Source organism: Mycobacterium sp. DL440 (genome assembly GCF_011745145.1).
Lineage (GTDB): Bacteria > Actinomycetota > Actinomycetes > Mycobacteriales > Mycobacteriaceae > Mycobacterium.
The window spans coordinates 6,262,176-6,288,059 of the sequence record NZ_CP050191.1; the positions used below are offsets into that span (position 1 = coordinate 6,262,176).

Genomic DNA, 25,884 nt, shown 5'->3' on the forward strand with positions numbered 1-25,884 from the left:
GGTTCAGCTTAGTGGCGCCACGGAAGACCACGGGACTGTGAGCACCCCGTCGCGCAACCGGCGGCGCGGCGCGGCGACCGGGTGGCCCTCGGCACGCAACAACTGCACCATGGCTCGCCAGCGCACCCGAGGCCCGAACACCCCGTGCCCGGCCGCGCTGGCCCAGGCCCGGTCGGCCGCGCCGAGCAGCGCGTGGATGGGCTGCCCTTCGACGTTGTGGTGGATCAGCACCTTGGGCAGCCGTTCGGCCAGATCCGACGGCCGCTCGATGCTGAACGGGTCACACGCCAGGGTCAGGCTCACCGGCCCGTCCGCATCGAGCAGTACCCAGCAGCATCTGCGGCCCAGCTCGTCGCAGGTTCCGTCGACGATCAGCCCACCGGGCGCGAGCCGGCGCGACATCGTCGCCCAGGCCTCGGGCACTGCCTCGACCGGGTACTGCCGCAACACGTTGAACGCCCGCACCAGCACCGGGCGCAGCCCGGCCAACTCGAACCCGCCGAGGGCGAAGTGGACGTCGCTGCCGCCGGCCATCGCGCGTGCGGTGGACACGCGTTCGGGGTGGATCTCCAGTCCGACGACGCGTACGTCGGGGCGCACCGATTGCAGCCGCGCGGCCAATTCGAGCGTGGTCACCGGCAGCGCGCCGTACCCGAGGTCGACCACCAGTGGATCGCCCGCGGCCCGCAATACGCTGCGCACCCGTGGCGAGTGCACCAGCCAGCGGTCGCTGCGGCGCAGCCGGTTGTACCCGGTGGTGCCGCGGGTGACCGCCCCGACAGGTCTAGACGTGCTCGGCGATCCAGTCAGCGGTGAACGCCCCCTCGATGCTGAACACGTCGTTTACGGACTGCAGGACCAGGTCTTCGAGCTTGCCCCCGACCAGGGGCATCGGCACCTTGCACGTGCTGTCGGCCTGCAGCCGGCTGCCCGTGGAGACTCCGGTGAGCACATAGCGGCCATCGAGCCGGCCCGGGGCGTGTGAAACCGACGCGGTGTAGTGGCCGTTGGCGCCGTGGGGGTCGAACGGGCCGAAATACTGCTTGCGGGTGATGGCCAGATCGAGCGGTATCACCGACCGCAGGATCGCGGGCAGCTCCGCGCGCGGCAGAACCTGCCGGAACTCAACCGTGATCCCGCCCTCGTCGGAGCTGAAGGCCGTGATGTCGGATTTTCCTGGTGTGAGGTCGTCGTACCTGTCCATCAGGGCCTGCCAGTACTCGCCGTTCGCGTACACGGCATAGATTGTTTCGGCGGGTACGTCGAACGACATCGTCGACTGCCGGGATCGGCTCATGGCTACCGAAGGTACCGCCGGACTCAGCTGTGATCGGTGATCCACACCGACGTGAACCGTTGCTCGGCGGTCAACAGGTCGACCAGCTGCCCGCCGATGAAACTCTCGATCTTGCCGCCGACCAGCGGCACCCTGACTTCGACCGTGAGGTGCACGGACAGCCGGGACCCACCGCCGGTGGTGGAAAGCGTCGCGGTTCCCGACAGGGACACCGGCGCCCCGGCGACAGAGCCCTGCACCGTGCCGTGGGATGCACCGTCACGGATCGGCTGCCAATGCTCCTCGCGCCGGATGAACAGATCGCCGCGGTGAAACTGCGACACCAGCCCGGGCAGCTGGCTTGCGCGCAGGATCTGCGTGGTGACCGCCTCGATATCGCCGTCGTCGGTCACGTTCAGGGCGTCGAGCCTGGTTTCGTCGGCCCCGGAATCGGCCAGCCGGGCCAGCCAATACCGTTCGTCAGCGAATGCCCGGTGGACCTGTTCGACGCTGCCTTCGTAGTCGGTGGCCATGTCGAATGATCGCGGCATAGCTGGTCAGGCTACCGTTACGGCCCGTGGTCAGTTCGTACGTTGCGGGTGTCGCGATCGCCGAGTCGGTTGCGCTGGCCCCGCTGACCACCCTGCGGGTCGGTCCGGTGGCGCGCAGGGTGCTCACTTGCGCCAGCACCGATCAGCTCATCGATGTTCTGCGCGCGGTGTCCGATCCGATCCTGGTGCTCGCCGGCGGATCCAACGTGGTGCTGGCCGACGACCTGTCCGACACCATGCCGGACCTCACCGTGGTGCGCGTGGCCAACACCGCGATCACGGTTGAGGGTGGTCTGGTGCGCGCCGAGGCGGGCGCCGTGTTCGACGACGTCGTCGTCACCTCGCTGCAGCACGGGCTGGGCGGGCTCGAATGCCTGTCCGGAATACCGGGATCGGCCGGGGCCACCCCGGTGCAGAACGTGGGTGCGTACGGAGCCGAAGTCGCCGACACCATCAGCCGGGTGCGGCTGCTCGACCGGCGCACGGGTGAAGTCCGTTGGGCCGCACCGGAAGAGCTCAAGTTCGGCTACCGGACCAGCGTCCTCAAACACTCCGATGCCGTCATCGTGCTCGAAGTCGAGTTCGCCCTGAATGCGGATGGGGCCCCGGACAGGCGAAGCGCACCGCTGCGTTACCGGGAACTGGCCACCGCGCTGGGTGTCGAACCGGGGGAGCGTGCCGACCCGATGCGTGTTCGCCAGACCGTGCTGCAGTTGCGCGCCGGCAAAGGGATGGTGCTCGACGTGCACGACCACGACACCTGGAGTGTCGGGTCGTTCTTCACCAACCCCGTGGTGTCGCAGGCTGAGTTCGAGCGGGTCCAGGCGATGTTCCGGGCGGGCCGGGCTGCTCCGGAAGCGGAGGCCGGACAGGTGCCTCATTACCCCGCGCCGGACGGGGTCAAGCTCGCGGCGGGCTGGCTCGTCGAGCACGCCGGGTTCGGCAAGGGGTACCCCGGTGACGGTGCTCCCGCGCGGCTTTCCACCAAGCATGCGCTGGCTCTGACCAATCGTGGCGAGGCGAACACTTCCGATGTGATTGCCCTGGCCAGAGTGGTGCAGGCGGGTGTTTTGGACCGCTTCGGGATCCTGTTGCACCCAGAACCGATTCTGATTGGGTGCGATCTATCAGTACCCTAGATCCACGTGAGCCCTGCCGGTGATATAGAGGCCGATGCGCCGTTGTTCAATCGGCGGCGTGCCCTGACGGTGTTGACCGTCGGAATGGGAGCCGGACTGCTGGCTGCCTGCTCGAGAGGATCGTCCGTCTCCGCGCCTGAGGCTGAGGGGACCCCGGGGCCGACGGTGACCTACGAGCCTGCCGCCGACTCCGAGGATGTGCTGCCGACGGCGCCGGTCGGCGTGAAGGTCGACAACGGCGTGTTCCAGCGTGTCAGCCTGACCAATGCCAACGGCAAGGTCGTCGCCGGCAAATTCAACAGCGACCGCACCGCGTTCACTGCCACCGAACCCCTCGGCTACGAATCCACCTACACGTGGGCGGGTTCCGTGGTGGGGCAGGACGGCAAGGCCGAATCGGTGCAGGGCAAGTTCTCCACCGTCGCCCCGCAGAAACAGGTCAACGGTCAGTTCCAGCTCGCCGACGGCCAGGTTGTCGGCGTGGCCGCGCCGATCATCCTGCAATTCGACGCCGCGATCGACGACAAGTACCGGGCGACCGTCGAAAAAGTTCTTCGGGTCACCACTACGCCGCCCGTAGAGGGCAGCTGGGCGTGGCTGCCCGACGAGGCCGGCGGCTCGCGCGTGCACTGGCGCACCCGGGAGTACTACCCGGCGGGAACCAAGGTCAGCGTCAAGGCGCCGCTGTACGGCGTCAGCTTCGGAGACGGCGCCTATGGTGCGACCGACTCGACGCTCGACTTCGAGATCGGACGCCGCCAGGTGGTCAAAGCCGAGGCATCCAGCCACCGCATCCAGGTGCTCGACGGATCCGGCGCGGTGATCATGGACTTCGCCTGCAGCTACGGCGAGGGTGACCTGGACCGCAACGTCACGCGCAGCGGCGTCCACGTGGTCACCGAGAAGTACGAGGACTTCTGGATGACCAACCCCGCCGCCGGGTACAGCAATGTGCACGAACGTTTCGCGGTGCGGATCTCCAACAACGGCGAGTTCATCCACTGCAACCCGAACAGTATCGGTTCGCAGGGCAACACCAACGTGACCAACGGCTGCATCAACCTGAACCTGGAGAACTCTCAGCAGTACTTCAACAGCGCGATATACGGCGACCCGGTCGAGGTGACCGGTACCCGGATTGAACTGTCCTACGCCGACGGTGACCTCTGGGACTGGGCGGTGGACTGGAATGAGTGGAAGGCCATGTCCGCCCTGTCCTCGCAGGATTCGCCGGCGAATCTGCCTGCCACGGCCCCGGCGACGCCGACGGACGCTCCGACACTGTCCGGCACGCCCACGACCACGACCCCGCCGAAGCCCACGCCGGGCGGCTGATCCTTCGCGGTTCTCACCTGCGGTTGAACCTTCCGTGCGGGGCCTGGTCACGCGGACGGATCACGATCTGATCGAGGTTGACGTGTGACGGCCGTGACGCGACGAACCCGATCACCTCGGCGACATCCTCGGCGACCAGTGGGGTGATACCCCGGTACACGTTGTCGGCGCGTTCCTGATCGCCGTCGAAGCGCACCAGCGAGAACTCCGTCTCCACCGCGCCCGGGGCAATCTCGGTGAGCCGCACCGGGTTTCCGAGAAGTTCGCCGCGCAGCGTGCGGTGCAGGGCGCCCTGGGCGTGTTTGGCCGCGCTATACCCCGAGCCGCCGTCATAGGTCTCGAACGCCGCGATCGAGGTGACGGTGACGATCAGGCCGTCGCCGGAGGCGATGAGTTTGGGCAGCAGCGCCCGGGACACCCGCAGGGTGCCCAGCACGTTGGTTTCCCACATCCACTGCCAATGCTCCAGGTCAGCGTCCAGGACGGATTCCAGCCCCCTGGCCCCGCCGGCGTTGTTCACCAGCACATCCACCCGGTCCAGCTGGGCCGCCAAGGCGTCGACCGCGTCCTGGTCGGTGACATCCGCCACAATCGCCGTGCCACCGATCTCCTCGGCCAGCGCCTGGACTCGATCAGCCCGGCGGGCCGTACAGATCACATGAAAGCCCAGGGTGGCAAGGGATCTGGCTGTCGCGGCACCGATTCCGGCGCTGGCGCCGGTAACCACTGCCACTCGTTGGCCTGACTGTGGTGTCGTCATCTGACCAACATTAGATGGCGTGCTAAGTTCTTCGTGTGTCCCGGAATCTCCAGTCCCGCTTCGCGCGGCGTGCGTGTTGTTGTTGCGCACCCCGCCGCGCCTGACTGAACCCGGACACCGTTTCCCTGTCCTGCTGAGTCGCCAGGTGTGGTCCCACCCCACCAGCCGACATCCAGTAGAGGACCATTTACGTGACCACCGCCATTGCCGCCCCCCTTCGGAAGCGCACCAGTAGCTCCTCAGCTTCGACCAGCACTTCCGCGCGGCCTGCCCGGCCGCTGTCCGCCGCGTCGCGCTATCCACAGTCGCGGCTCCTGCACATCGTCGCCCCGTCGCTGAAGGTGCCCGACGCCGCCGCGGCATCGGTCTTCAGCGCCGTCCGCACCCGCGGCCCCATCGCCCGGGACGCCGTCGCACAGCTCACGCAGTTGAGCATCGCGACCGTCAACCGTCAGGTCACCGCACTACTCGACGCCGGAATCCTGCGTGAGCGTGCCGATCTCGCGGTCTCCGGGGCTATCGGACGGCCCCGCGTGCCCGTCGAGGTCAACCACGAGCCCTACCTCACGCTCGGCATCCACATCGGTGCGCGCACCACCAGCATCGTGGCCACCGACCTGTTCGGTCGCACGCTCGACGTGGTCGAGACACCCACCCCGTCGGGACCCCAGGCTGCGGCGTTGGCCACCTTGGCCTCCAGCGCCCGCCGGTACCTGAGCCGTTGGCACCGTCGCCGCCCGCTGTGGGTCGGTGTGGCCGCCGGTGGCGTCGTCGACAGTGCCACCGGGTATCTCGATCACCCGCGGCTGGGCTGGGCCGATGCCCCGGTGGGCCCGGTGCTCGCCGAAGCGCTGGCGCTGCCGGTGTCGGTCGCCTCGCACGTGGATGCGATGGCCGGTGCCGAACTGCTGCTGGGGGGACGCCGTTCCGCCCCGGAGACTGCCGGCACTCCGGCACGGACCAGCCTCTACGTCTACGCCCGCGAGACCGTCGGCTACGCGCTGTCGATCGACGGGCGCGTGCACTCCCCGGCCAGCGGGCCCGGCACCATCGCCGGCCTGCCTGCGCAATCCGAATTGCTCGGTGGCTCAGGGCAATTGGAATCCACAGTGAGTGACGAAGCGGTGCTCAACGCAGCCCGCAAGCTGCGGATCGTCCCGGCCGACGGCCCGTCCTCGACGCTGTCGACGGTGCTGCGCGCAGCGCGTCAGGGGAACGGCAAGGCGGTCGAGTTGCTGGCGGACCGCGCCCGGGTGCTCGGCGAGGCCGTGGCGTTGCTGCGGGATCTGCTCAACCCCGACGATCTGGTGCTCGGTGGTCAGGCCTTCACCGAATACCCCGAAGGCCTGCCCGTCGTGGAGGACGCCGTCACGCGCCGTTCGGTGCTGGGGCCCCGCGATATCCGGCTGACGGCCTTCGGCAACCGGGTTCAGGAGGCCAGTGCCGGCATCGTTTCGCTGGGCGGCCTGTATGCGGATCCGATCGGTGCCATGCGGCGCGCTCAAACCCGTCGATCGGCGGCGGTGTAGACATGTCTTTGTGCGTCTAGCCACAGACCTCGAGATTCCCCGCCGCGTTGCGGTGATTTCCGTACACACGTCGCCGCTGGCGCAGCCGGGTACCGGTGACGCCGGCGGGATGAATGTCTACGTGCTGCAGACCGCGTTGCAGCTGGCCCGTCGCGGTGTCGAGGTGGAGGTTTTCACCAGGGCCACGTCGTCCTCGGACGCCCCGGTGGTGCCGGTGGCGCCCGGGGTGTTGGTGCGCAACGTGGTGGCCGGGCCGTTCGAGGGCCTGGACAAGTACGACCTGCCGACCCAGCTGTGCGCGTTCACCGCGGGGGTGTTGCGGGCCGAGGCGACGCACGAGCCCGGCTATTACGATGTCGTCCACTCGCACTACTGGCTGTCCGGTCAGGTCGGCTGGCTGGCCCGGGACCGCTGGGCGGTGCCGCTCGTTCACACCGCGCACACTCTGGCCGCGGTGAAGAACGCCGCACTGGCCGCAGGTGATTCGCCCGAGCCGCCGCTGCGCGCGGTGGGGGAGCAGCAGGTGGTCGACGAGGCTGATCGTCTCATCGTGAACACCGAACATGAAGCACAGCAACTGGTTTCGCTTCACCAAGCCGATCCGGAACGTATCGATGTGGTGCATCCCGGGGTGGATCTGGATGCCTTCACCCCGGGGGATCGCGACGCGGCGCGCGCAGTGCTCGGCATTGCGCCGCACGAGCAGGTGGTCGCGTTCGTGGGCCGGATCCAGCCGCTCAAGGCGCCCGACGTGCTGTTGCGTGCCGCCGCCAAACTGCCCGGGGTCCGGGTGCTGGTCGCCGGTGGGCCGTCGGGCAGTGGCTTGGCCGAGCCCGACACCCTGGTTCGCCTGGCCGACGATCTGGGTATCACCGACCGTGTGACGTTCCTGCCCCCGCAGTCCCGCGAACAGTTGGTCAACGTGTACCGCGCCGCCGATCTGGTCGCGGTGCCCAGCTACTCCGAATCGTTCGGCCTGGTCGCGATCGAGGCCCAGGCGTGCGGGACACCGGTGGTGGCGGCCGCGGTCGGTGGTCTGCCGGTCGCGGTGGCCGACGGTGTCAGCGGGGCACTGGTCGACGGGCACGACGTCGACGACTGGGCGGCTGCGATCGATGACGTACTGAAGCGCGATCCGGGTCCGTTGCGCCTGGCCGCCGCGGCCCACGCCGCGCAGTTCTCCTGGGCGCACACCGTCGATGCCCTGCTGAACAGTTACGCCCATGCGATGAGCGACTACCGGTCCCGGCACCGCAGGCCGTCTGTCCGCCGTCCGGGACGCCGGTTCGCGTTGCGACGCGGGGTGCGGACGTGAGCGTCGAACAGCTGATCGCCGATACCCTCGACGAGCACGAGCTGGTCTACCACCGGCACGAGGGCGCCCACGGCGGCTTGCCCGGCATCGTCGTCGAACTGCCCGGCGAGCGGCGCCTGGTGACCAACACCATCCTGAGCATCGGCGAGCACTCGGTGCGGGTAGAGGCATTCGTCTGCCGCAAGCCCGACGAGAACTTCGAAGGCGTCTACCGGTTCCTGCTCAAACGCAACCGGAGGCTCTACGGCGTCGCCTACACCCTCGACAACGTCGGCGACATCTACCTCGTCGGCCGGATGGCGCTGGAAGCGGTCACCGCCGAGGAGATCGACCGGGTGCTCGGACAGGTGCTCGAAGCCGTCGACTCCGACTTCAACACCTTGCTGGAACTGGGTTTCCGCTCGTCCATCCAGAAAGAGTGGGAGTGGCGCGTCTCCCGCGGTGAGTCGCTCAAGAACCTGAAGGCCTTCGAACATCTGATAGATGAGCGTCTGATCGACGACTGAGCGCTCGTGAGAAGATCACACGCATGCCGACGCTGATCCTGCTCCGCCACGGTGAGAGCGACTGGAACCAGAAGAACCTGTTCACCGGATGGGTCGACGTCGACCTCACCGAGAAGGGCCGCACCGAGGCGGTCCGCGGCGGCAAACTGCTGGTCGAGAACGACGTGCTGCCCGACGTGGTCTACACGTCGCTGCTGCGCCGCGCGATCACCACCGCGAACCTCGCCCTGGATGCCGCCGACCGGCACTGGATCCCGGTGCATCGCGACTGGCGGCTCAACGAGCGGCACTACGGCGCGCTGCAGGGCCTGGACAAGGCCGCGACCAAGGACAAGTACGGCGAAGAGCAGTTCATGGCGTGGCGGCGTAGCTACGACACCCCGCCCCCGCCGATCGAGAAGGGCAGCGAGTTCAGCCAGGACGCCGACCCGCGCTACGCCGACATCGGCGGCGGCCCGCTGACCGAATGCCTCAAGGACGTCGTGACCCGGTTCGTGCCGTACTACGAGGCGACCATCGTGCCCGACCTCAAGGCCGGCAAGACCGTCCTGATCGCCGCCCACGGAAACTCGCTGCGTGCGCTGGTCAAGTACCTCGACGGGATATCCGACGAGGAGGTCGTCGGCCTGAACATCCCGACCGGCATCCCGCTGCGCTATGACCTCGACGAGAACCTCAAGCCCCTGGTCGCAGGCGGTGAATACCTCGACCCCGAGGCCGCCGCTGCCGGGGCCGCCGCGGTCGCCGCGCAGGGCGCCAAGAAATAGTTCGCTGGACACTCGGGCTTGCGGGCAAACAGCAGGTTACCGAGGGTTAACGACAGCCGAACTCCTGTATTTGTCGGTGTGACTTGTCCCGTTTTGGCCGCACGCTGCTGGGATGACGTTCACCGTGTGCGTACGATTTTCGCGTGAGCTTGGTGTCGGCGTTACTGCTGACGGCGGTCGTGTCGTTGCTCGCGCTGATCGTCGGTGCGGGGGTGGCCGCCGTGGTCGCCCCCCGCATCGTGGCCAAGCGGCAGCGGCGGGAGGCTGATCAGGCCGGCCTGACGGTGTCGCAGATGCTGCAGCACATCGTGTCCGCAGCGCCCAACGGCATCGTCGTGGTCGACACGTTCAACGACGTCGTCTACGCCAACGACCGCGCCACCGAGCTCGGTGTCGTGCGTGATCGTCTGCTCGACGACCGGGCCTGGCGCGCAGCCGAGCAGGTGTTCGCCACCGGCCAGCCCATCGACGTCGATCTGTCGCCGCGCAAGCTCCCTCACCCCGGTCGGTCGGGGATCTCGGTGCGCGGTTGGGTGCGGCCGCTGTCCGCTGAAGACGGCAGTTTCGCAGTCGTCTACGCCGACGACCAATCCGAGCACGCCCGGATGGAAGCCACGCGGCGTGACTTTGTCGCCAACGTCAGCCACGAGCTCAAGACCCCGGTGGGTGCCATGCGGGTGCTCGCCGAGGCGCTGCAGGCCTCCGCCGATGATCCGGACATGGTGCGTCGCTTCTCCGACAAGATGGTGGCCGAATCGCTGCGGCTGGCCGACATGGTCGGCGAGCTGATCGAACTGTCCCGGCTGCAGGGCGCCGAGCGGTTGCCCGATCTGGGGGTCGTCGACGTCGACACCGTGGTGGCCGAGGCGCTGTCGCGGCACAAGGTGGCCGCCGACAAGGCCGACATCTCGATCACCACCGATGCCCCGACCGGCTTCCGGGTGCTGGGCGACCAGACCCTGCTCGTGACTGCCATCGCCAATCTGGTGTCCAATGCAATTGCGTACTCGCCCAACGGATCCGGCATATCTGTCAGCCGGCGCCGGCGGGGCGGCAGTGTCGAGATCGCGGTCACCGACCGCGGTATCGGAATCGCCAAGGCCGATCAGGAACGGGTCTTCGAGAGGTTCTTCCGGGTCGACAAGGCCCGTTCGCGCGCCACCGGCGGCACCGGGCTGGGCCTGGCGATCGTCAAACATGTGGCCGCCAACCACAACGGAACCATCCGGCTGTGGAGTCAGCCGGGCACCGGGTCGACATTCACTCTGTCGATTCCGGCCTATCCCGAAACCGATGAGTCCACAGGTGACTCAGACGACCGAGAGGATTAGCGAGACTTATGACCAGCGTGTTGATCGTTGAAGACGAGGAGTCGCTGGCCGATCCCCTGGCATTCCTGCTGCGCAAGGAAGGCTTCGAGGCCACCGTCGTGGCCGATGGTCCCTCTGCACTGGCCGAGTTCGAGCGCTCCGGCGCCGATATCGTCCTGCTGGACCTGATGCTGCCCGGGATGAGCGGTACCGATGTCTGTAAGCAACTGCGTGCCCGATCCAGCGTGCCGGTGATCATGGTCACCGCGCGTGACAGTGAGATCGACAAGGTTGTCGGTCTCGAGTTGGGTGCCGATGACTATGTCACCAAGCCGTATTCGGCCCGCGAGCTGATCGCGCGGATCCGGGCGGTGCTGCGCCGCGGCACCGACACCGACGACGGCGCGATCGGCGACGGCGTGCTGGAAGCCGGCCCGGTGCGGATGGATGTCGAACGGCATGTCGTCAGCGTCAGCGGGGAACAGATCACGTTGCCGCTCAAGGAGTTCGACCTCCTGGAGTACCTGATGCGCAACAGCGGCCGGGTGCTCACCCGCGGCCAGCTCATCGACCGGGTGTGGGGCGCCGACTACGTGGGTGACACCAAAACCCTTGACGTGCATGTCAAACGGCTGCGCTCCAAGATCGAGTCCGACCCGGCCAACCCCGTGCACCTGGTCACCGTGCGTGGCCTCGGTTACAAGCTGGAGGGCTGAGCCGCCGAGCTACTCGGCGGCGCGGGTCGCCGGGTGCACGGCGACCAAGCCCAGCGCGCTGCGCCGCCGGCACATCGCGGCCAACTCGGCGTAGGCCTTCTCGCCGAGCACCGCGGTGAGTTCGGGGCCGTAGGACTCGAACACCGGGCGGGCGCCGACATGGGCCGCGGGATCACCGGTGCAGTACCAGTGCAGGTCTGCACCACCCTCGCCCCAGCCGCGCCGGTCGTATTCGGTGATGACGGTGCGCAGGATCTGGGTGTCGTCGGGCCGGGTGATCCATTCCTGGCTGCGCCGGATTGGCAACTGCCAGCACACGTCGGGCTTCATGGTCAGCGGCTCGACCCCGAGCTTGAGCGCCTTGCTGTGCAGCGCGCACCCGATTCCGCCGGGAAAACCGGGCCGGTTCAGGAAGATGCACGCCCCCTTGTACTTTCGGGTGCGCTGGTTGGGCTTGCCGTCGTACTCGTCGTCTTCCAGGTAGCCCTTGCGGCCCAGGCCCTTTTCCCGGAACTCCCAGTCGTCGTCGGTCAGCTGTTTGACCGCGTCATCGAGCCGGGCCCGATCGTCGTCATCAGAAAGGAACGCGCCATGCGAGCAGCAGCCGTCGTCTGGGCGGCCCTCGACGGTGCCCTTGCAGGCCGGTGTGCCGAAGACACACGTCCAGCGGGACAACAACCACGTCATATCGGCCGCGATCAGATGGGTCGCGTCCTCCGGGTCATAGAACTCCACCCATTCGCGGGCAAAGTCGAGTTCGACTTCGCCGGGATGCACATCTGTCACGGCGCAAACGGTACTCGCATATGGCGGAACGCATTTCCCAACCGCGGTACGACGCGCGGTGGCCCATCCCACAGCCCGGTCCCGCCCATCTGGAAGGTTGCGGGAGGTCCGCCCACGAAGCGCTGGTCGGCTGCGGTTAGGTTGGTCCAGTGCGGCTAGGCGTGCTCGATGTCGGTAGTAACACGGTTCATCTCCTCGTGGTGGATGCGCGCCGTGGCGGACATCCGACCCCGATGAGCTCCACCAAGGCGGCACTGCGGCTCGCCGAGGCCATCGACAGCTCCGGCAAACTGACCCGCAAGGGTGCCGACAGCCTGGTGGCCACGGTGGACGAGTTCGCCAAGATCGCCACCAGCTCGGGCTGTGCCGAATTGATGGCGTTTGCCACCTCGGCGGTGCGCGATGCCACCAACTCCGAGGAGGTCCTGGCCCGGGTGCGGGCCGAGACTGGGGTTTCCCTCGGCGTGCTCAGCGGCGTCGACGAATCCCGCCTGACGTTCCTGGCGGTGCGCCGCTGGTACGGCTGGAGCGCGGGCCGCATCATCAACATCGACATCGGCGGTGGCTCGCTGGAACTGTCCACCGGGGTCGACGAGGAGCCCGAGGTGGCGCTCTCGCTGCCCCTGGGGGCGGGCCGGCTGACCAGGGAGTGGTTGGCCGAAGACCCGCCTGGGCGGCGCCGAGTCGCGATGCTGCGGGACTGGCTGGCCACCGAGCTCGCCGACGCCGGTACCACCATGCGCCGGGCCGGTAACCCGGACCTCGCGGTGGCGACGTCGAAGACCTTCCGGTCGCTGGCCCGACTCACCGGGGCGGCCCCCTCGGGTGCAGGCCCACGGGTCAAGCGGACCCTCACCGCTGCTGGATTAAGACAGCTCATAGCTTTCATCTCTAGGATGACAGCGGCTGACCGTGCCGAACTGGAAGGGGTGAGTGCCGAGAGGGCACCACAGATCGTGGCCGGTGCTTTGGTAGCTGAGGCTAGTATGCGAGCACTGGAGATCGATTCCGTCGACATTTGCCCCTGGGCGTTGCGAGAGGGGTTGATTCTGCGGAAACTCGACAGCGAGGCCGACGGCACAGCCTTGGTAGAGACGTACGCGCGGGACGCCGGACGTTAAGGAAAAGCTAGCCCCAAAGGCAACATAGGTATGACAGGACCAGAGAACAGCCCATCCGGCACCCGACCGATCTCGGTCGCGGAGTTGCTGGCAAAGAACGGGACGATCGGGGCACCCCCGGTCGGCGGGCGCCGTCGGCGTCGGCGCGGTAACAGCGACGCGGTGACCGTCGCTGAACTCACCGGCGAGATCCCCGTCATCACCGATGACATGGAGCCGGAACTCCTCGATGAGCCGGTTCCCGCGCCTGACCCACTGGTCGACACCGCCGTCGTCGCGCCCATCCTGGACGAACCCCGCGAACGCTCCGAACCCCGCGAACGCTCCGAACCCCGCGACGAGCCGCGGGTCCGCAGCGGCGGCGCCCGACCGCCTCGCGTCAAGCCGCCCATGAGGCCGGCCGAACCCGACGAGGTGCGCACCGAGGCCGAGGACGACTACGACGCGCACCTGGCCGCCCGCGACGTCGACCACGAGCCGGTTGAATTCCGGCCACGTCCGCGCCGCGGGCAGTCGAAGCCGCCGGCGCGTGACTACAGGCCGTCGGGCACGGGTGCCGAGCGAATGAGCCCGGACCCCCTCTACGACCTTGACGCGGACGCCGCGGACGGGCCTTCCGACGCGCTGGTAGAGCCCGACGTCCACGACCTTCATGGCGTGGACTCCGTCGACGACACCGTTTACGACGACTACGCGGGCGACGACTACAACGACGACTACAACGGCGAATACGGGGATCGTTCGTACTCGTCACTCGGGCCGTTGTTCGGCGGAGGGTCCGTGGCCGACGAGCAGGCCCGCCGTTCCCGTGGTCGTGACGGCATCGATCTCGAACCCGACGAGGACCTGTCCGACGGCACGGGCGACTTCGACGAGCACGACGAATTCGACGAGGAGCAGCCGCCGGCCTCCCCGCTGGTTCGCGGGATGTGGATCGTCGGTCAGTGCGTGATCGCGGTGGCCTTCGGTGCCGGTCTGTTCGTCGCCTTCGATCAGCTCTGGAAGTGGAACACCATCGTCGCGCTGGTGCTCGGGGTGCTGGTCATCCTCGGCCTGGCCGGTGGCGTGCGGGTGGTTCGCAAGACCGAGGACATCGGCAGCACGCTGACCGCGGTGGCAGTCGGGGCGCTGGTGACCTTCGGACCCTTGGCTCTGCTGCAGGCAAGTTAGTACACCAGTACACAATTAGGTCGTGCGCCCAGCCATCAAGATCGGTCTGTCCACCGCCTCGGTCTATCCGCTGAGGACGGAGGCTGCGTTCGAGTACGCCGCCCGCCTCGGTTATGACGGCGTCGAGCTGATGGTGTGGGCGGAGTCGGTCAGCCAAGATATCGACGCCATCGCCAAGATGTCGGCGCACTACGGCGTGCCGGTGTTGTCGGTCCACGCGCCGTGTCTGCTGATCTCGCAGCGGGTGTGGGGCGCCAACCCGATCCCGAAGCTGGAACGCAGCGTCCGTGCCGCCGAGGAGTTGGGCGCGCAGACCGTTGTCGTGCACCCGCCGTTCCGCTGGCAGCGTCGCTACGCCGAAGGGTTCAGCGAGCAGGTCGCCCAGCTGGAGGCCGACAGCGAGGTCCTGGTGGCGGTGGAGAACATGTTCCCGTTCCGGGCCGACCGGTTTTTCGGGGCGGGCGGCACGTCGATCGAGCGGATGCGTAAGCGCGGCGGCAGGCCGGGCCCGGGCATCTCCGCTTTCGCGCCGTCCTATGACCCGCTGGACGGTGATCATGCGCACTACACGCTCGATCTGAGCCACACCGCGACGGCAGGCACCGATGCGATGGACATGGCCCGGCGCATGGGCGACGGTCTGGTGCACCTGCATCTGTGCGACGGCAAGGGCGCCTCCACCGACGAGCATCTGGTCCCGGGCCGCGGCACTCAGCCCACCGCCGAGGTGTGCCAGCTGCTGGCGGCGGGCGATTTCTCCGGTCACGTCGTCCTCGAGGTCACCACCTCGGCGGCCAGGACGGCTTCCGAACGCGAGGCGCTGCTGACCGAGTCGTTGCAGTTCGCCCGCACGCACCTGCTGCGCTGAACCTGACCCCGCCCATCCGCCCCCGGCCGCAGAGGACGCACCATGACCGGTTCCACCCTGTTCACCGATGCCATGGCGCTGACGCCCGCCGGTGACGGTGTCTATCACGGCGAGCTCAACGAACACTGGACGATCGGGCCCAAGGTGCACGGCGGCGCCATGCTCGCGCTGTGTGCCAATGCGGCCCGCGCTGAGTTGGGCACGTCGGCGCAGCCGCTGGCGGTCTCGGGAAATTACCTGTGGGCGCCGGATCCCGGTCCGATGCAGGTGGTCACCAGGGTCCGTAAGCGGGGCCGGCGCATCGGTCTGGTGGACGTCGAGCTCCGGCAGGGCGAAGAGCAGAGAACCGCGGTGACGGTGTCGGTCACCCTCGGTGAGCCGGAACATCACGTGCCTCCGCTGCTGTCGTTCAACCCGGTGGTGCCGCTGATGACGCCCGAGCCGCCGCCCGGGCTGGAGCCGATCGGCCCCGGGCATCCGATGGAGCACATCGTGCACCTGGCGCACGGCTGCGACATCCGGCCGGCGCTGCACACCATGGGTCCGCGTACCGATGGCGGGCCGCCGGTGTTCGAGTACTGGGTGCGTCCGAAGGGAGTCGCTCCCGACGTGTTGTTCGCGCTCCTGTGCGGCGATGTGTCGGCTCCGGTGACATTCGCCGTGGAACGCACCGGTTGGGCGCCCACGGTCCAGCTGACGGCCTATCTGCGGGCATTGCCGGCCGACGGCTGGCTGCGGGTGATGTGTACCTCGGTGCAGATCGGCCAGGACTGGTTCGACGAGGATCACATCGTCGTCGACTGCGAGGGCCGGATCATCGTGCAGACGCGGCAGTTGGCAATGGTGCCCGCAGCGCCCTGACGTTCGGACATGGAATGCTGTCGCCCATGTCGAGAATCGCGATAATCGGCGGCGGAAGCATGGGCGAGGCGCTGCTGTCGGGGCTGTTGAGGGCTGGTAGGCAAGTCAAGGACATGGTGGTCGCGGAGAAGTATCCGGACCGGGCCAAGTACTTGTCGGAGAAGTACTCGGTGCTGGTGACCTCGGTCGCCGATGCCGCCGATAACGCCGCCTACGTGGTGATCGCGGTCAAGCCCACTGACGTCGCGAATGTGATCGACGAGATCGCCGACGCGGCAGCGCGTGCCGATTCCGACACCGCCGAGCAGGTGTTCGTCAGCATCGCGGCCGGCGTCAGCACGTCGTACTACGAGAACAAGCTGCCGGCCGGGTCTCCGGTCATCCGCGTCATGCCCAACTCCCCGATCGTGGTCGGCGGCGGGGTGAGCGCTTTGGCAGCGGGCCGGTTCGCGACTGCCGAGCAGCTCAAGCAGGTCTCGTCGATCTTCGATGCGGTCGGCGGCGTGCTCACCGTGAGTGAGTCGCAGCTGGACGCCGTGACCGCGGTGTCCGGGTCGGGGCCGGCGTACTTCTTCCTGATGGTCGAGGCTCTGGTCGACGCGGGCGTGGAATCGGGTCTGTCGCGTGCGGTGGCCACCGATCTGGCGGTCCAGACGATGGCAGGCTCGGCGGCAATGCTGCTGGAACGTCTCGATGAGGTGAACGCGGCCGGAGGCGCCGCGCTGGACACCACACCGGCCCGATTGCGGGCCATGGTCACCTCTCCGGCCGGCACCACCGCCGCTGGGCTGCGGGAACTGGAGCGCGGGGGGTTGCGGGGCGCGGTGTCCAACGCCGTTCTGGCCGCGAAAACGCGCTCTGAGCAGCTCGGAATTACATCTGAGTAATTCGATCAATTCAAACTGATTAGCCCACACCCGTCGCAGTAACCCCACCCGCCACGCTATTCTCCCTTTGTATGCGCGGGTCGGTGCCAGCGGTGGGGAAGCCGCTGGGACTGCCTGTGCCTGATTGATTGGGTTGCGATGACGTCTATGAACGGGCCATCGGCGCGCGATGCTGGCGACGGTCAGCCTCGGGCTCAATTTCTGACGGTCGCCGAAGTGGCGAGCCTGATGAGGGTCTCGAAGATGACGGTGTACCGGTTGGTGCACAACGGTGAACTGCCTGCGGTTCGAGTGGGCCGATCGTTCCGGGTCCACGCCAAGGCAGTCCACGATCTGCTGGAGTCTTCGTACTTCGACGCCGGCTGACAAACCGGGTCGGACAGCGCGGCCGTATGGGCTGAGCGCCCAGAGCAGGCTGGCGTTTTCCGTTTCGGTGGCTGGCCCGGGTAAAGTAACCAGGTCAATCATCAGCGTCAGTAGCGGAGACACCAGGGTTTATGGGCTCAGTCATCAAGAAGCGGCGTAAGCGTATGTCGAAGAAGAAGCACCGCAAGCTGCTTCGCCGTACCCGGGTGCAGCGTAGAAAACTCGGCAAGTAGCCAACTGCTGCGGCCGCTAGGCTGAGCCGATGGATTCTGATGGTCGTTCGGGGGGACGCCCGACGGGAGTCCCCGGATCTGGTTCGGATACTTCCGGTGCGGCACAGTCCGCAGAGGCGTCACCCGCTCCGAAAGTAGTTCTGGTCACGGGTGCGTGCCGGTTTCTCGGTGGTTACCTGATCGCCAGGCTGGTGCAGAACCCGGCGGTCGAGCACGTCATCGCCGTCGATGCGGTGGTGCCGAGCAAGGACCTGATGCGTCGGATGGGACGCGCGGAGTTCGTCCGCGCCGACATCCGCAACCCGTTTATCGCCAAGGTGATCCGAAACGGGAATGTGGACACCGTCGTGCATGCCGCGGCGGCGTCCTACGCGCCGAGGTCCGGAGGCCGGGCCACGTTGAAGGAACTCAACGTGATGGGCGCGATCCAGTTGTTCGCCGCCTGCCAGAAGGCACCGTCGGTCCGTCGGGTCGTGCTCAAGTCCACCTCTGAGGTGTACGGCGCGAGCCCGCGCGATCCGGTGATGTTCAGCGAGGAGAGCAGTGCTCGGCGTCCGCCGGGCGACGGTTTCGCCCGCGACAGCATGGACATGGAGGGCTACGCGCGCGGCCTGGCCCGGCGCCGTCCGGACATCGATCTGACCATCCTGCGGCTGGCCAACATGATCGGGCCCGCGATGGACACCGCACTCTCGCGGTATCTGGCCGGGCCGGTCGTTCCGTCGCTGGTCGGACATGACGCGCGGCTGCAACTGCTGCACGAACAGGACGCCCTCGGCGCCCTCGAGCGTGCGACGATGGCCGGCAAGGCGGGCACGTTCAACATCGGCGCCTCGGGCATCATCATGATGAGCCAGGCGATCCGGCGCTCGGGCCGGGTCCGGCTCCCGGTCCCGCGTGGGGCGTTGTCGGCGATCAATTCACTCAGTCGCGCAACGCGTTACACCGAACTCGACCGCGATCAGATGAACTACCTGAGCTACGGCCGGGTCATGGACACTACGCGAATGCACAGGGATCTGGGCTACAGTCCCAAGTGGACGACCGCCGAGGCATTCGACGACTACGTCCGGGGTCGTGGATTGACACCGATACTCGATCCGCGATGGGTACGCTCAATGGAGAGTCGCGCCGCGGGGGTGGCGCAGCGTTTGGGACATTAGTACTGGCTCTATCCGGGGTGGGAGAAGGTATCGACGTGGCGGGCGAATCAAAAGCGAAAGTCATTCCGCTACACGGGAACTCGAATCGTTCCTCGGCCGCGCGCCGGGCAGCGGCCCGGTCCGACAGCGCCCGCAGGCATCCTTCGGTCCTGGCCGATCCGGGAAGCCGTGCCCCGGCCGAGCAGATCGCCGCGGTGGTGCGTGAGATCGATCAGCGCCGCACCAGCGCCTCGGGTCAGTCGACTGTCGACGAAGGCCCCAGCGAACTCGTCAAGGGCATCGCCGCGGTCTCGGAATTCGTCCGCACCCGGATGGCCGGTGAGTACTCGGTGGACGAGTTCGGGTTCGACCCGCACATCAACAATGCAATCTTTTTGCCTTTGCTGAGAACGTTTTTCCGGTCCTGGTTCCGGGTCGAGGTTTCCGGTATCGAGAACCTGCCCGAGAGTGGGGCCGCGCTTGTGGTGGCCAACCACGCCGGGGTCCTGCCCTTCGACGGGCTGATGACCCAGGTGGCCGTTCACGATCACCACCCCGCGCACCGGGATCTGCGTCTGCTGGCCGCCGATCTGGTGTTCGATCTGCCGATGGTCGGTCAGGCCGCGCGCAAGGCCGGGCACACCGTCGCCTGCACCACCGACGCGCACCGGCTACTGGCCAACGGTGAGCTCACCGCGGTGTTCCCGGAGGGCTTCAAGGGGCTGGGCAAGAACTTCAAAGATCGCTACAAGCTGCAGCGGTTCGGCCGCGGCGGCTTCGTTTCCGCAGCTCTGCGAGCCCAGGCGCCCATCGTGCCGTGCTCGATCGTGGGCTCGGAGGAGATCTACCCGATGATGGCCGACGTGAAGCTGCTGGCCCGGTTGCTCGGTCTGCCGTATTTCCCGGTGACCCCGCTGTTCCCGCTGGCCGGCCCGCTAGGCCTGGTGCCGTTGCCGTCGAAGTGGCACATCCAGTTCGGTGAGCCGATCGAGACGGTCGACTACGACGAGAGCGCCGCCGACGATCCGATGATCACGTTCGAGCTGACCGACCAGGTCCGCGAGACCATCCAGCACACGTTGTACCGGCTGCTGGCTGGTCGCCGAAACATGTTCTTCGGCTGACCTTTTCGGTCCAGTTCTACCGCGAGCAGTCCCCCGCAAGCGGGAGTGGCCCCCAACTTAAGTACCCGGCCGGCGCCGTTTTCGGGTACCTAAGTGTCTGCTCGCGAAAGAACTAACTCTTTTGCCCAGCAACCATCTTGGCGATTGCGGCGTCGCGCGCCGCGGCGATCTGTGTGCTGATCTCGTCGGCCTCGTCGATGGCTGCCTCGCCGAGCATGGTGACGATGCTGGTGGCAACCGGGTTGCCGTCGTCGTCGGTGACCTCGGCCCGGACTTCGGCGATCACGGTGCCGTGTGACTCGATGACCGAGTCCAGGTACGAGTCGAACCACAGCTTGTCGCCGACCAGGATCGGCCGGTGGAAGATCAGCTTCTGGTCGCGGTGCAGCACGCGCTCGAGGTTGATCGGAATGTCGAACTTGTCGAACAGCTCGAGCTGGACGCGTCGGCCGGCCACCGCGAGGAACGTCAACGATGCCACCACCGAGTCGTGGCCGAATTCTTTGGCAGCCTCGGCGTCATAGAGCGCGGGATGGTCGTCCTTGACCGCGGCCGCGAACTCGCGGACCTTCTCCCGGCCGACTTCGAAGTAGTCGGGGTACCGGTAGTGAGTCCCGATGATGTTTGCGGCGATGCTCATATTCCCTGCGCTGTTCGGTATGCGGTGCGCGGTGCGCACAAACGTGCCTGACTGCCAAGCCGCTGGCGCGGCCCGCCGCGGAAGCTTATAACGCGGCCCGTTAGCTCACCGAATGTCGTGGCGGCGTGAGGCGGCAGCGGCCAGCGCGCCGCCGAGCGCACCGAGCGCCAATGCCGACGGCACACCGATGCGCGCGGCCTTGCGTGCGGTGCGGAAGTCGCGGATCTCCCAGCCCCGCTCCCTGGCCACATCGCGCAGCGCGGCGTCGGGGTTGATCGCCACCGCGGTACCGACCAGCGACAGCATCGGTACGTCGTTGAAGCTGTCCGAATAGGCGGTGCACCGGCGCAGGTTCAGGCCTTCGCGGATGGCCAGGGACCGCACCGCGTGGGCCTTTCCGGTGCCGTGCAGGATGTCGCCGACCAGTCGGCCCGTGAACACCCCGTCGACCGACTCGGCGACGGTCCCCAGTGCACCCGTCAGCCCCAGACGTTTGGCGATCGTGGCGGCCAGTTCGTAGGGGGTCGCGGTGACGAGCCACACCTGCTGGCCGGCGTCCAGGTGCATCTGGGCCAGCGCCCGGGTGCCCGGCCAGATCTTGTCGGCGATGATCTGGTCGTAGATCTCCTCGCCGAGTTCGGCGAGCTCGGCGGTGGACCGGCCCTCGATGAACGCCAGGGCCTTCTGCTTGCCCTCGGCGACGTCGTCGCTGTTCTCCTTGCCGGTGAACTGGAACTTGGCCTGGGCATATGCGATGCCCAGGATGTCGCGGTAGGTGAAGTACTTGCGGGCGGCCAGGCCGCGGGCGAAGTGCACCAATGACGAGCCGTGCACCAGGGTGTTGTCGACGTCGAAGAACGCCGCGGCCGTCAGGTCGGGTGGCGGCGCCGGCGTCGCCGCGGAATCGGTGTCGGGCTCGAGCTCGGTCACAGCGAGTTCGGCGCTGGCCTCGGCGGCAAGCTCCTGTTCGAGCGCATCGGCACTACCGGGTTCGGGCACGAATTCACCCTAAGTCACCGCGCCGGGATACTGGTGTTGTGGAGGGTGAGCAGGCGGGTACCGGCGGTCGAGCCACTGTGACGTTGCTGACGCGAGCGGGCTGCAGCATGTGTGAGCGGGCCGCCCAGCAGTTGGCCGCGTTGCGCGAAGAACTGGCCTTCGACCTGGTGAACACCGACGTCGATGCCGCAGCTGCGGCCGGGGACGCGACCCTGCGGGCCCGGTTCGGTGACCTGTTGCCGGTGGTTTTGCTGAACGGGACCGAGCACAGCTATTGGGAAGTCGACGAGCAGGCGCTTCGGGCCGATGTGCCCACCAGATGAAATTTGGTGGGCGGGCCGGAAACGATTACCTTGGTGACGTGGTGATGAAGCCGTGAGTGTGCTGCTGTTCGGGGTTTCGCACCGCAGCGCGCCGGTGTCTGTTCTCGAGCAGTTGAGCACCGACGAGTCGGATCAGGCCAAGATCATCGACGAGATCCTTCGATCCTCGTTGGTCACCGAGGCCATGGTTCTGTCCACGTGCAACCGCGTTGAGATATACGCCGTGGTCGAGGCCTTCCACGGCGGGCTGTCGATCATCGGGCAGGTGCTCTCCGAGCACTCCGGCATGTCGCTGAACGATCTCACCAAATACGCCTATGTGCGCTACGCCGAGGCCGCCGTCGAGCACCTTTTCGCGGTGACCAGCGGCCTGGATTCGGCCGTCATCGGTGAAGCCCAGGTGCTGGGGCAGGTGCGTCGCGCGTATTCGTCGGCCGAGGAGCATCAGACCGTCGGGCGCACCCTGCACGAGCTGGCCCAGCGCGCCCTCAATGTCGGCAAGCGCGTGCACTCCGAGACCGGGATCGACGCCGCCGGCGCATCCGTCGTGTCGGTGGCCCTCGGTATGGCCGAGACCAAACTCAACGGCGGGCTCGCCGGGCGCACCGCAGCCGTGATCGGCGCGGGCTCGATGGGCGCCCTGGCCGGCGCACACCTGGTGCGGGCCGGAATCGAACGGGTCCACGTGGTGAATCGGTCGCTGCCGCGGGCCCAGCGCCTCGCGGCGAACCTCACCGAGCAGGGCGTGCAGGCGCAGGCCATTTCCCTGGATCATCTGTCTGAAGCCCTCGCCGACGTCGACGTCGTGGTCAGCAGCACCGGCGCGGTACGCCCCGTGGTCTCCCTGGCCGACGTGCACCACGCACTGGCGCAGCGCAACGCCGCCGCCGGTGATCGTCAGCTGGTCATCTGTGATCTCGGTATGCCCCGCGACGTGGATCCGGCGGTATCCGGGTTGCCCGGTGTCTGGGTCGTCGACATGGACCGGATTCAGCGGGAGCCGTCGGCGCGGGCCGCGGCCACCGATGCCGATGCGGCCCGCACGATCGTCGCCACCGAGGTTGCCAACTACCTGGCGGGCCAGCGGATGGCCGAGGTCACCCCGACGGTCACGGCGCTGCGGCAACGCGCCGCCGACGTGGTGGAGGCCGAGTTGCTGCGCCTGGACAACCGGCTGCCCGAACTGGAGGCGGCGTACCGCGACGAGGTGGCCAAGACGGTCCGCCGCGTCGTCGACAAACTTTTGCACGCACCCACGGTGCGGGTGAAACAACTCGCCAGCGCGCCTGGCGGGGACAGCTACGCAGAGGCTCTGCGGGAGCTGTTCGAACTCGACCCGCAGGCCGTCGAAGCTGTGGCGGCCAGCGAATTGCCCTTTATGACAACAGATCTCGATAAGTCTGAGTAGAGCTTGGTAGAAACGCGCGATACGGTAATCCGGATCGGCACCCGGGGTAGCCTGCTGGCGACCACGCAGGCCGGCACCATCAGGGACGCTTTACGGGCCGCGGGCCACCCCTGCGAGTTGGTGATCATCTCGACCGAGGGCGACCGCAACCAGGGCCCGATCGCCGAAATCGGCATCGGGGTCTTCACCGCGGCGTTGCGCGAGGCGATCCACGACGGCCGGGTGGACATGGCCGTTCACTCCTACAAAGATTTGCCCACCGCACGTGACCCTCGGTTCGTCATCGCCGCCGTCCCGCGGCGTGAGGACCCCCGTGACGCGCTGGTGGCGCGCGACGGCATGGTGCTCGGCGAGTTGCCGACGGGGTCCGTGATCGGCACTTCGAGCCCGCGGCGGACCGCGCAGCTTAGAGCACTGGGTCTCGGTTTGGAAATCCGCCCCCTACGAGGCAACCTAGATACCAGGTTGAACAGGGTTACGAGCGGCGATCTCGACGCCATCGTGGTTGCCCGTGCGGGTCTGGCCCGCATCGGACGTCTCGATGAAGTCACCGAGTCGCTCGAGCCGGTGCAGATGTTGCCAGCGCCGGCTCAGGGCGCGCTCGCGGTGGAATGCCGCTCCGGCGACACCGAGCTGATTTCGGTGCTGTCGGAGTTGGATGACGCCGACACGCGCGCCGCGGTCACCGCCGAACGGACCCTGCTCGCCGAACTGGAGGCGGGCTGTTCCGCACCGGTGGGCGCGATCGCAGAAGTGGTCGAGTCGATCGATGAGGACGGCAATGTCTTCGAGGAGCTGTCGTTGCGCGGCTGCGTAGCGACGCTGGACGGATCCGACGTGATCCGTGCGTCCGGTATCGGAACTCCCGATCGGGCCGCCGACTTGGGTGTCTCGGTGGCTGCGGAGCTTTTCGAGCTGGGTGCACGCGAGCTGTTGGTAGAGCGCGGGAGTGAAGAATGACCATGCGAGGTCGCAAGGCGAAGCCCGGCCGCATCACCTTTGTGGGCTCAGGCCCGGGAGATCCGGGGCTGCTGACGGCACGGGCGCAAACTGTATTGGCGCACGCCGAGTTGGTGTTCACCGATCCCGACGTCCCTGAAGCCGTACTGGCTCTGATCGGCACCGAGCTGCCACCGGCATCCGGCCCGGCTCCGGCTGAGCCGGGCAAGGCCGGCGCCGCCGGTGATGACGCCGCCGGAACCGCGGACGCCGGGCAAGCCGCCGTCATCGCGGGTGGGCCGGAGATCCGCCCGGCTCTCGGCGATCCCGCCGAGGTGGCCAAGACGCTGGTCGCCGAGGCCCGCCACGGGTACGACGTGGTGCGCCTGGTCGCCGGTGACCCGCTGTCGGTGGACGCCGTCATCACCGAGGTCGGTGCGCTGGCGAGGTCCCACATGAACTTCGAGATCGTTCCCGGGCTGCCCGCCACCAGCGCGGTGCCCACCTACGCGGGCCTGCCGCTGGGGTCGTCGCACACCGTGGCCGATGTCCGCGGTGATGTGGACTGGGCGGCGTTGGCCGCCGCACCTGGGCCGCTGATCCTGCACGCGACCGCGTCGCACCTGCCGGATGCCGCCCGCACCCTGATCGAGTTCGGTCTGTCCGAGAACACTCCTGCGGTGGTGACCGCGAGCGGTACCACCTGCCAGCAGCGTTCGGTGGAGGCCACCCTCGGTGGGCTGACCGACAAGACAGTGCTGGAGAAGCCGGCCGGAAGTGAGCTGGCGGGGCCCCTGGTCGGCCCGCTGGTCGTCACCATCGGCAAGACCGTGGCCAACCGGGCCAAGCTGAACTGGTGGGAGAGCCGCGCCCTGTACGGCTGGACCGTGCTGGTGCCGCGCACCAAGGATCAGGCCGGCGAGATGAGCGACCGGCTCGTGGGCCACGGTGCCCTGCCGATCGAGGTGCCGACCATCGCGGTCGAGCCGCCGCGCAGCCCCGCGCAGATGGAGCGCGCGGTCAAGGGTCTGGTCGACGGTCGTTTCCAGTGGGTGGTGTTCACCTCGACCAACGCCGTGCGCGCGGTCTGGGAGAAGTTCAACGAGTTCGGCCTGGACGCGCGGGCGTTCTCGGGTGTGAAGATCGCCTGTGTCGGGCAGGCCACCGCCGACAAGGTGCGGGCGTTCGGCATCAACCCCGAGCTGGTGCCGTCGGGTGAGCAGTCCTCGCTGGGCCTGCTCGACGAGTTCCCGCCGTTCGACGAGGTTTTCGATCCGGTGAACCGGGTGCTGCTGCCCCGCGCAGACATCGCCACCGAGACGCTGGCCGAGGGCCTGCGTGAGCGCGGCTGGGAGATCGAGGACGTCACCGCCTACCGCACCGTGCGTGCGGCTCCGCCGGCGGCGCAGACCCGCGAGATGATCAAGACCGGCGGCTTCGACGCGGTCTGCTTCACCTCGAGCTCGACGGTGCGAAACCTGGTCGGTATCGCCGGCAAGCCGCACGCCCGGACCATCGTGGCCTGCATCGGGCCGAAAACTGCTGAAACCGCAGCGGAATTCGGCCTGCGGGTGGATGTGCAGCCCGAGTCGGCCGCGGTGGGACCGCTGGTCGACGCGCTCGCCGAGCACGCCGCCCGCCTGCGCGCCGAAGGGGCACTACCCCCGCCGCGCAAGAAGAGCCGCCGCAGGTAAGTTTCGCCGAAACGGCATTCCGGCAGGCCTGCACTCGAAGTTCTTCTGCTGGAATGCGGTTTCGCCGAGAAGGACGAGGGCAGAAGGAGTCGTAGCTGTGTCCTTTCCGAGGCATCGTC

28 protein-coding genes are annotated in these 25,884 nt (G+C 67.6%); 21 read left to right on the forward strand and 7 right to left on the reverse strand.

Annotation, left to right across the window (positions count from 1 at the left end):
- Positions 1 to 3: 3 nt before the first annotated feature.
- Genes HBE63_RS30500 through HBE63_RS30510 form a run of 3 tightly spaced genes read right to left on the reverse strand, consistent with a single transcriptional unit; the run spans position 4 to position 1,827 of the window.
- Positions 4 to 810: a class I SAM-dependent methyltransferase gene (locus tag HBE63_RS30500; RefSeq protein WP_166910421.1), complete on the reverse strand. Its 807-nt coding sequence runs from the start codon at positions 808 to 810 to the stop codon at positions 4 to 6.
- Positions 785 to 1,297 (reverse strand): DUF2505 domain-containing protein, encoded by a 513-nt coding sequence (locus tag HBE63_RS30505; protein WP_208301257.1) that lies wholly within the window; start codon positions 1,295 to 1,297, stop codon positions 785 to 787. The genes HBE63_RS30500 and HBE63_RS30505 overlap by 26 nt, the downstream gene beginning before the upstream one ends.
- A gap of 23 nt (positions 1,298 to 1,320) precedes the next feature.
- On the reverse strand, positions 1,321 to 1,827 hold the full coding sequence (locus HBE63_RS30510; protein WP_166908957.1) for a DUF2505 domain-containing protein: 507 nt from the start codon (positions 1,825 to 1,827) through the stop codon (positions 1,321 to 1,323).
- 26 nt (positions 1,828 to 1,853) lie between these two features.
- On the opposite strand from HBE63_RS30510, the gene HBE63_RS30515 reads away from it, so the two are divergent.
- Complete coding sequence (locus HBE63_RS30515) at positions 1,854 to 2,966, forward strand: UDP-N-acetylmuramate dehydrogenase (RefSeq protein WP_166908959.1); 1,113 nt, start codon at positions 1,854 to 1,856, stop codon at positions 2,964 to 2,966.
- Between the two features lie 6 nt (positions 2,967 to 2,972).
- Entirely contained in the window at positions 2,973 to 4,301 is a 1,329-nt protein-coding gene (locus tag HBE63_RS30520) for an Ig-like domain-containing protein (protein WP_166908961.1), read from the forward strand.
- Positions 4,302 to 4,314: 13 nt separating this feature from the next.
- On the opposite strand, the gene HBE63_RS30525 is transcribed toward HBE63_RS30520, so the two are convergent.
- Positions 4,315 to 5,061 carry an SDR family NAD(P)-dependent oxidoreductase gene (locus HBE63_RS30525; protein WP_166908963.1) on the reverse strand — a complete coding sequence of 249 codons (747 nt, stop codon included), beginning with the start codon at positions 5,059 to 5,061 and terminating at the stop codon, positions 4,315 to 4,317.
- A gap of 191 nt (positions 5,062 to 5,252) precedes the next feature.
- Between HBE63_RS30525 and HBE63_RS30530 the strand changes: the two genes are divergently transcribed.
- The 6 genes from HBE63_RS30530 (at position 5,253) to regX (ending at position 11,204) form a co-directional block, all read left to right on the forward strand.
- A complete protein-coding gene (locus tag HBE63_RS30530; protein ID WP_305848714.1) occupies positions 5,253 to 6,590 on the forward strand; it encodes an ROK family protein in 1,338 nt (445 codons plus the stop codon).
- A 10-nt stretch (positions 6,591 to 6,600) separates the two neighbouring features.
- Positions 6,601 to 7,905 (forward strand): D-inositol-3-phosphate glycosyltransferase, encoded by a 1,305-nt coding sequence (mshA, locus tag HBE63_RS30535; protein WP_166908965.1) that lies wholly within the window; start codon positions 6,601 to 6,603, stop codon positions 7,903 to 7,905.
- Between the two features lie 41 nt (positions 7,906 to 7,946).
- On the forward strand, positions 7,947 to 8,411 hold the full coding sequence (locus HBE63_RS30540) for a YbjN domain-containing protein (protein WP_371815067.1): 465 nt from the start codon (positions 7,947 to 7,949) through the stop codon (positions 8,409 to 8,411).
- A 23-nt stretch (positions 8,412 to 8,434) separates the two neighbouring features.
- On the forward strand, positions 8,435 to 9,178 hold the full coding sequence (locus HBE63_RS30545; RefSeq protein ID WP_166908969.1) for a phosphoglyceromutase: 744 nt from the start codon (positions 8,435 to 8,437) through the stop codon (positions 9,176 to 9,178).
- A gap of 143 nt (positions 9,179 to 9,321) precedes the next feature.
- Positions 9,322 to 10,509 (forward strand): cell wall metabolism sensor histidine kinase WalK, encoded by a 1,188-nt coding sequence (locus tag HBE63_RS30550; protein WP_166908971.1) that lies wholly within the window; start codon positions 9,322 to 9,324, stop codon positions 10,507 to 10,509.
- 8 nt (positions 10,510 to 10,517) lie between these two features.
- Complete coding sequence (regX, locus tag HBE63_RS30555; protein WP_166908973.1) at positions 10,518 to 11,204, forward strand: two-component sensory transduction protein RegX; 687 nt, start codon at positions 10,518 to 10,520, stop codon at positions 11,202 to 11,204.
- Positions 11,205 to 11,213: 9 nt separating this feature from the next.
- Here regX and HBE63_RS30560 read toward each other — a convergent pair whose 3' ends face one another.
- Positions 11,214 to 11,990, reverse strand: coding sequence for a hypothetical protein (locus tag HBE63_RS30560; RefSeq protein WP_166908975.1), 777 nt, complete (start codon positions 11,988 to 11,990; stop codon positions 11,214 to 11,216).
- A 149-nt stretch (positions 11,991 to 12,139) separates the two neighbouring features.
- On the opposite strand from HBE63_RS30560, the gene HBE63_RS30565 reads away from it, so the two are divergent.
- From HBE63_RS30565 to HBE63_RS30605, 9 genes are all read left to right on the forward strand, one after another.
- The gene (locus HBE63_RS30565; RefSeq protein WP_166908977.1) at positions 12,140 to 13,111 is read left to right on the forward strand and encodes a Ppx/GppA phosphatase family protein; all 972 of its coding nucleotides are present in this window, start codon (positions 12,140 to 12,142) and stop codon (positions 13,109 to 13,111) included.
- Positions 13,112 to 13,141: 30 nt separating this feature from the next.
- Entirely contained in the window at positions 13,142 to 14,281 is a 1,140-nt protein-coding gene (locus HBE63_RS30570) for an FUSC family protein (protein ID WP_166908979.1), read from the forward strand.
- 22 nt (positions 14,282 to 14,303) lie between these two features.
- Positions 14,304 to 15,149: a sugar phosphate isomerase/epimerase gene (locus HBE63_RS30575; protein WP_166908981.1), complete on the forward strand. Its 846-nt coding sequence runs from the start codon at positions 14,304 to 14,306 to the stop codon at positions 15,147 to 15,149.
- 42 nt (positions 15,150 to 15,191) lie between these two features.
- Positions 15,192 to 16,010, forward strand: coding sequence for a thioesterase family protein (locus tag HBE63_RS30580; RefSeq protein WP_166908983.1), 819 nt, complete (start codon positions 15,192 to 15,194; stop codon positions 16,008 to 16,010).
- Between the two features lie 26 nt (positions 16,011 to 16,036).
- The gene (gene proC, locus HBE63_RS30585) at positions 16,037 to 16,897 is read left to right on the forward strand and encodes a pyrroline-5-carboxylate reductase (RefSeq protein WP_208301259.1); all 861 of its coding nucleotides are present in this window, start codon (positions 16,037 to 16,039) and stop codon (positions 16,895 to 16,897) included.
- A gap of 138 nt (positions 16,898 to 17,035) precedes the next feature.
- Entirely contained in the window at positions 17,036 to 17,263 is a 228-nt protein-coding gene (locus tag HBE63_RS30590) for a cell division/environmental response transcriptional regulator (protein ID WP_003882954.1), read from the forward strand.
- Positions 17,264 to 17,394: 131 nt separating this feature from the next.
- Positions 17,395 to 17,496 carry a 30S ribosomal protein bS22 gene (locus tag HBE63_RS30595; protein WP_003402602.1) on the forward strand — a complete coding sequence of 34 codons (102 nt, stop codon included), beginning with the start codon at positions 17,395 to 17,397 and terminating at the stop codon, positions 17,494 to 17,496.
- Positions 17,497 to 17,525: 29 nt separating this feature from the next.
- Positions 17,526 to 18,659: an SDR family oxidoreductase gene (locus tag HBE63_RS30600; protein WP_208301260.1), complete on the forward strand. Its 1,134-nt coding sequence runs from the start codon at positions 17,526 to 17,528 to the stop codon at positions 18,657 to 18,659.
- Between the two features lie 29 nt (positions 18,660 to 18,688).
- Positions 18,689 to 19,762 carry a lysophospholipid acyltransferase family protein gene (locus HBE63_RS30605; protein ID WP_208301526.1) on the forward strand — a complete coding sequence of 358 codons (1,074 nt, stop codon included), beginning with the start codon at positions 18,689 to 18,691 and terminating at the stop codon, positions 19,760 to 19,762.
- A gap of 112 nt (positions 19,763 to 19,874) precedes the next feature.
- On the opposite strand, the gene HBE63_RS30610 is transcribed toward HBE63_RS30605, so the two are convergent.
- Complete coding sequence (locus HBE63_RS30610; RefSeq protein WP_166908988.1) at positions 19,875 to 20,402, reverse strand: MaoC family dehydratase N-terminal domain-containing protein; 528 nt, start codon at positions 20,400 to 20,402, stop codon at positions 19,875 to 19,877.
- Between the two features lie 105 nt (positions 20,403 to 20,507).
- Positions 20,508 to 21,401: an HAD family phosphatase gene (locus HBE63_RS30615; RefSeq protein ID WP_166908991.1), complete on the reverse strand. Its 894-nt coding sequence runs from the start codon at positions 21,399 to 21,401 to the stop codon at positions 20,508 to 20,510.
- Positions 21,402 to 21,508: 107 nt separating this feature from the next.
- On the opposite strand from HBE63_RS30615, the gene HBE63_RS30620 reads away from it, so the two are divergent.
- The 4 genes from HBE63_RS30620 to HBE63_RS30635 are packed head-to-tail and all read left to right on the forward strand — an operon-like array spanning position 21,509 to position 25,765.
- A complete protein-coding gene (locus HBE63_RS30620) occupies positions 21,509 to 21,724 on the forward strand; it encodes a glutaredoxin family protein (RefSeq protein ID WP_371815068.1) in 216 nt (71 codons plus the stop codon).
- A gap of 52 nt (positions 21,725 to 21,776) precedes the next feature.
- Positions 21,777 to 23,132, forward strand: coding sequence for a glutamyl-tRNA reductase (locus HBE63_RS30625; protein ID WP_166908995.1), 1,356 nt, complete (start codon positions 21,777 to 21,779; stop codon positions 23,130 to 23,132).
- Positions 23,133 to 23,135: 3 nt separating this feature from the next.
- Positions 23,136 to 24,092: a hydroxymethylbilane synthase gene (gene hemC / locus HBE63_RS30630; protein ID WP_166908997.1), complete on the forward strand. Its 957-nt coding sequence runs from the start codon at positions 23,136 to 23,138 to the stop codon at positions 24,090 to 24,092.
- Positions 24,089 to 25,765, forward strand: coding sequence for a bifunctional uroporphyrinogen-III C-methyltransferase/uroporphyrinogen-III synthase (locus HBE63_RS30635; protein WP_166908999.1), 1,677 nt, complete (start codon positions 24,089 to 24,091; stop codon positions 25,763 to 25,765). The genes hemC and HBE63_RS30635 overlap by 4 nt, the downstream gene beginning before the upstream one ends.
- Positions 25,766 to 25,884 lie beyond the last annotated feature (119 nt).